At 49.8% G+C, this 5,408-nt stretch carries 7 protein-coding genes; 2 read left to right on the top strand and 5 right to left on the bottom strand.

The features are described 5' to 3' along the window. Positions 1–747 (top strand): tail fiber domain-containing protein (locus QUB24_RS31325; RefSeq protein ID WP_333157455.1); only part of this gene is annotated, 747 nt, incomplete at its 5' end. On the opposite strand, the gene QUB24_RS31330 is transcribed toward QUB24_RS31325, so the two are convergent. The 5 genes from QUB24_RS31330 to QUB24_RS31350 all read right to left on the bottom strand — a co-directional run bounded on the left by QUB24_RS31330 (position 740) and on the right by QUB24_RS31350 (position 3,348). Beyond that, a complete protein-coding gene (locus QUB24_RS31330) occupies positions 740–1,336 on the bottom strand; it encodes a hypothetical protein (protein ID WP_333157456.1) in 597 nt (198 codons plus the stop codon). The two genes, QUB24_RS31325 and QUB24_RS31330, sit on opposite strands and share 8 nt — an antisense overlap. Continuing rightward, the gene (locus tag QUB24_RS31335; RefSeq protein WP_333157457.1) at positions 1,329–1,886 is read right to left on the bottom strand and encodes a hypothetical protein; all 558 of its coding nucleotides are present in this window, start codon (positions 1,884–1,886) and stop codon (positions 1,329–1,331) included. Before QUB24_RS31335 ends, QUB24_RS31330 begins: the two co-directional genes overlap by 8 nt. 64 nt (positions 1,887–1,950) lie before the next feature. Beyond that, a complete protein-coding gene (locus QUB24_RS31340) occupies positions 1,951–2,430 on the bottom strand; it encodes a hypothetical protein (protein WP_333157458.1) in 480 nt (159 codons plus the stop codon). Between the two features lie 60 nt (positions 2,431–2,490). Beyond that, positions 2,491–2,769, bottom strand: coding sequence for an HU family DNA-binding protein (locus tag QUB24_RS31345; RefSeq protein WP_333157459.1), 279 nt, complete (start codon positions 2,767–2,769; stop codon positions 2,491–2,493). A gap of 96 nt (positions 2,770–2,865) precedes the next feature. Next, a complete protein-coding gene (locus tag QUB24_RS31350) occupies positions 2,866–3,348 on the bottom strand; it encodes a hypothetical protein (RefSeq protein ID WP_333157460.1) in 483 nt (160 codons plus the stop codon). 166 nt (positions 3,349–3,514) lie between these two features. Between QUB24_RS31350 and QUB24_RS31355 the strand changes: the two genes are divergently transcribed. Beyond that, on the top strand, positions 3,515–5,242 hold the full coding sequence (locus QUB24_RS31355) for a hypothetical protein (protein WP_333157461.1): 1,728 nt from the start codon (positions 3,515–3,517) through the stop codon (positions 5,240–5,242). The last annotated feature ends 166 nt before the right edge of the window (positions 5,243–5,408 follow it).

Below are 5,408 nucleotides of genomic sequence, written 5' to 3' on the forward strand. Positions count from 1 at the left end.
ACCCAAACAGAAGGGGATGGGCGCTACAGACAGACTGCCACAGCCCTCACCGATGCGGATATTCCAGCGGCAATCGCGCGTGATACTGAAGTAACAACCGCAGTCAACAATCACGTAGCGGCGACCAACCCCCATGCTCAATACTTAACCCAAACAGAAGGGGATGGGCGCTATCGACTGGCTTCAACAACTTTTTTTGCGGCTCCATTACCTACAGCTAGTGTAGCGGGTAACTCGATAGCCTTTTCTTGGAATTCAGTACAGAGTGGACTGGGGATTGCCGAACTCTGTAACTATGCCGGCCTCGGTGGCGGTGATGCTTTCAATTTTTTCAGGATGCCGGGTTCCGCTAATTCTACTCCCACTCTTTCTAACCGAGTGTCTAGGATTGACATTACAGGAGGATATATTCAAACGTCGGACAGAAAAGTCAAGTCTGATTTTTCGCCTGCTCCTGGTTTATCCGCGATTCTTGCTCTATTACCCCAAAAGTATAAACATTGGGAGTGTACGGGGTTTGACACCGAAAAAAGAATAAAGCTAGGCAAACACTTTGCAAGTAAAGTAGGATTTGTTGCTCAGGAAGTGCAAAAAGTTTTACCAGAAGCTGTAGCAGCGACAAAATCAAAAGAGGAACTGTACGGCATTGATTATTCTTGTATTGTGGCTTGTGTAGTGCGGGCCCTCCAAGAATTGCACGAGCAGGTATCCGAGTTGCGCGATCAACTCGATAAAATTGCTAGTTAGGTTTTCTCAACATTTCTGCAATTTGCGCCGGGGGAATTCCGATCGCCAATAGAGATCGCACTTCCTGCACTTTTGCCTGAGAAATAGGCGAATCGGTGTTGCCACCTCTGATGTGAATGTGTCGCATTCGAGAGCTCTCTCGGTAGGAAAACCGGAAATACTCCCCGCTGCGGGCCGTGCCGCGAGGTCTGTAAATAGATATCGCTTTTGATACAGAATCATCCTTAACAACCTCTAGTGTGTATTCTGTATCAGCAACCTCTAGTGTGTATTCTGTATCAGCAACCTCTAGTGTGTATTCTGTATCAGCAACCTCTAGTGTGTATTCTGTATCAGCAATGGTTGGGGTTGGTGATACAGAATCAACGCGACCCACTTCATAGGGATATACAAACTCCCAGCGCTCGCTGCGTTCATTCCAAAATTTAAAACTGCCGTTGGGATGGACGGCGGCCACTTCGACAATATCGCCTTTTTTTACGTAGGACGCGGCGGCGGGTTTTTTTCGCAGTGTCACCCGATCGCCTACCTTGTAAATTGGCTTAGTCGCCGCCGTTACATCAAAGAGTGAAAGTTGAAAGCTAACCATCGTCTTCACCAGTTTCTTTGACAAGTTTTAGGTCGGGGAATATGCAGCGGAGCTTGTCGTTGATGTAGTCCAATTCCCAGCCCTCTATATCGAGCTTTGGTTCGCCGGGAAAATGAACGCTCGTTTTAGTAAAATCGACTCCCCGTTGCTTGAAGTTGCGCTCGCAGATTTTGATGTACTCGTTTATCAAGCCGGTAAACTCGATAAACGTGTGGCAGTTGGTGGCGATCGCTTCGTAGTAGTAATTGTTTGCTGCCGCCTTCATCGCTTCCAGTATTTCCTCTGGGGTCTGGGGAGAATCTGGGAGTTCTTTTCTAGCTCCTCTCAGTAGAGCGATTGCTTCCTTCGTTGTTAGTGTCATAATCCGTATCTCCAAACTATCTAAACGCCCGACAATTTTTCTGTAGCTGTTAGTCAGCCTGAAAACATCGACAGCTTGCTTGGAGACGAACTCCGTCAGCGCCATGAGATGCTCTTCTATGTCGTAAACTTCATCATTTTTTAACTCAATGCAGACTTCGCCGGTTTCTGGATTTTGTACGATTTTCATTTGAAATTAGTTGTCTAGGGGTTGTCTAGTAGCCGATCGCCCTTCAAGACAAATCGGCCGCTTCCTACATATCAAGCTCAAAACCTTCGCTCTCTAACTGCCTCTGGATCTGGTACACCATCGCAGCACCGGCAGCCAAAGTTTTGGGGTCAATATATTCATCACCCGCCACAACTTCCGCCCTTTTGTAGCCAGTGCAGCGGCAGCCGCGGTTTTGCAGAAATCTCTCGCAGAATTCCTCGCACTGTTGCCAAGGTTCTTCTTCGGTTCCGTCTGGCACTAGGATGTCCGCTTCTGGATTCCAGCCGAGCTCCAGCACTTTGTAAGTTTCAGACTCTGGGTTGAACAAATTCTGAAGTTGGCGGGCTGTTTCGATCGCAATCTTGGTAACTCCATCATCGACAAGGTGGGGATGCCGACACGCTAATTGAATATGGCTGATGATGGCGATGGCTGCCAGCGGCGGAAGCTCCACAGTTGCAGGGGGCAAGTCCTGCATTTCATTCATTTCGTCGGCGTATTTTTTCAAGTCGGGGTGTTTCATGATTGCTTGTCTAGTGTCTGTCTAGTAGCCGATCGCACTTCAAGACGATCGGCAAATTGTTTACCGCCCGCTCACAGCATCCTTAAACATCTTCCCTGGGGAAAATGCTGGAACTACAGTTGCCGGGATGTCCATCTTGTCGCCAGTTTTGGGATTGCGACCTTCGCGGGCTTTCCGCTCCCTCGCTTCAAAGGAGCCAAAGCCTACTAGCGTTACTTTCTCACCGTCCGCCACCGCAGCGGTGACTGAATCAATGAATGCGTCTAGCAGTGTATTTGCTACCTTCTTAGTGGTGTCGGCCTTGGTTGCCAGCAAGTCCACCAGTTCTCCTTTGTTCATAAGTGCGATCGACTCCAATGACTAATGACTAATGACTAATATCTAATATCTAACGCAAAAGCCAACACCCGACGCCGATGCTGGCTTTCATTGCGATTATTCTGCGAGGTTTTCCCCGCCGTTCTGCTTAGATGACTCGGTTTGTTGCTGCTGCATTAACTGCTGCTGCATTAACTGCTGCTGCATTAACTGCTGTTGCTGTAGCAGCATCTCTTGCTGACGCCGCATCTCTTGATATTGCTGTTCCTGCAATTCCTTGAGTTTAATTAGATTGTTTAGTTTCTCTTCATACTCTTTAACTTCCTCCCGATACCAAACGATGCACTCATTCGACTTGATCAACTGCTTGCGTGCGTCATCTATTAGCTGATCAAGAACTCCCCCAAAGGGGTTGAAATTTCCAGCTCTCGCCGCGCTATTTTCTCGATCAAGTTCGAGGAGCTGAGCCCCAAGCCTTGCGCCAGCTCCTTCAAAAGCCGTGCTCCCGTCGGCGTGAGGGTGAAAACTTTGTCCACCCTCGCCTCCCCGTACTCCAACTGTTGTGCTTTCTTGACTTTGCTCATCCTGTCCTTGATTCATAACAACTTCCTTAAAAGATTACCAAAGTTACCTCGGTAACATTGACATAGTTGCCGGGGTGACTTTATGATAGATCCAAAGTCACCCCGGTGACAAGATTGCAACAGCATACCCCAGAATCAACCGGGCGGGAGTGCAGACCCGCCCTTTCTTCAAAACCTAGCCTATGTACACCTTGGAACAGCTTCAACAGAAAAATCTCAAGGAACTCAAGGAAATAGGCCAGCAGCTCAGCGTGCTCCCCGACGGCGACAGACGGTGCCGCCAAAACTGGATTGACGCCCTAGTCGGTGTGCAGCCCCCCCTGCTGCAACTGCTGGAAACTTCCCCCGGTGTCGAAGTCGAACCGGTATCGGAGGCGATCGAAGTTCAAGACCAGGAGCCGCTGCTGGAATCTTCCCCGTCAGCGGTTGAATGTCCAAGTTGTGGCGCTGTCCATGCCTTGTACAGCACAACGGAATATGACTACTTTGGGAGATCGGAGATTCGGTGCGTGCACTGCAATTACAGCAGGTTTAAAAACTACCCCGGCCCGATTCAGCCTGAACCTCAAGAGCCGCCGATCGAGTATGGGCGAATCACCAGCTACTTGTGCCACCCCCAGCCGATCGAAACTCCCCCCGGTGTCGAGTCCAAGTTTGGCCGCATCGTCTATCCCAAATCGGCCGTTAAGTCGATCGCACAAAATATTGAGCAAAAAGTGAGCCAAAGTGCGATCGTACAAGTGCTGGAAAAATCCCTCGATGTCAGTCGCAAGTCCTCAGCGCACATTAGCGTGATCGTACCAGCGACCAAAAATCTCCCCCGAGCTCAATCCGATCTGAATCCGATCTTGACAGGACTCACCCTTTCTGATAAATTCCTCGCCACTTACTTGCCACCTAATTTCAGCGCAGATTACGACGCCGAGCTTGACGGACAACTGAAACTGTTGGATCGAGTGACTGCCCCCGAACCTCCTGACTCAGACGATTACAGCACCCTGGCTCAGTTTTGGGCCGTGATGAACGCTTGGAACGCAACCTATACCGACAGCGTTGAACAATTTAAGGACTGGGACATTCCCCAACAAAATAATGCTGAATTTATTGGAACTGATACCGAACGGAAGGGAGCGAGAGAAGTTTCAGTTATTGCTCCAGCGACTGCAGGACGCGACATTTGCTCCCAACATGATGGAGCTAGCATCCCTAGCCATGATGAAAGACTGGGAAGCCAAAAAGGCGATCGCATTCTGGAAGGAAGCCGGAATAATTCGGGAGATTGCCGGGGAGTTTTACCACATCAGCCACCTCAATTAACGCCGCAAGCTCACCACAACGACGAACACCGACCACCAAATCGGGGTGACGGTCGGGGAATCGAACTGGCAGTCGGAATGCTAGTCGGTCGCCGGCGCGATCGGCAACACGTCGGCAAAATTCTGGACATCTACCAATCGAAACGCGGAATCTGGCGGGCAAAAGTCCAACCCCTCAACAAACTAAATTTCGTTTATTTCGATTGCGCGAATCTCATCGAACAGAAATTGCTCTACGACTACGAGATGAAGCCGGGAGGATTTATCCCCACCGGCACAATCTTCGACAAAGCCAGAGGCGAAAGTTTTGAGGTTTATTCGCGCAAGCGATCGCAAACAGCGACAAACTGGACTGTCGCCAAACTTAGTTCGCTCTCTACTTTTAAGCTCAAACAGATTGCCCGCGACATGGAAATATTTTCCATCCCCGGCAGAACTGGGAAGCGAAGCTTGATTAGAGCGATTCTGGCAGAGCAAGTTTTGCGAGATCGATCCGAAACAGCAGCCAAGCCGGCACCCAAGTCTAAAGTCAAATCTCGCTGGACTTGCGAGGCGATCGGGATGCAACTTTCGCTCGACTTGGTGGTGGCGTAATGCTTCAAGTCAGACACAAGTCAGACACAAGTGGGACACACACCAAGCTTGCCCGCTGCGGTTTGGTTGGAGTCGGGCGATCGCCCCCAGGAGGTGATGCCATGCACTAGAAGCGGCTGCTTGCATAGAGCATTGAACATGACGAACTTATCTCCCATATCTCGTT

The organism is Microcoleus sp. B9-D4 (assembly GCF_036705105.1).
Taxonomy (GTDB): Bacteria; Cyanobacteriota; Cyanobacteriia; order Cyanobacteriales; family Microcoleaceae; genus Microcoleus.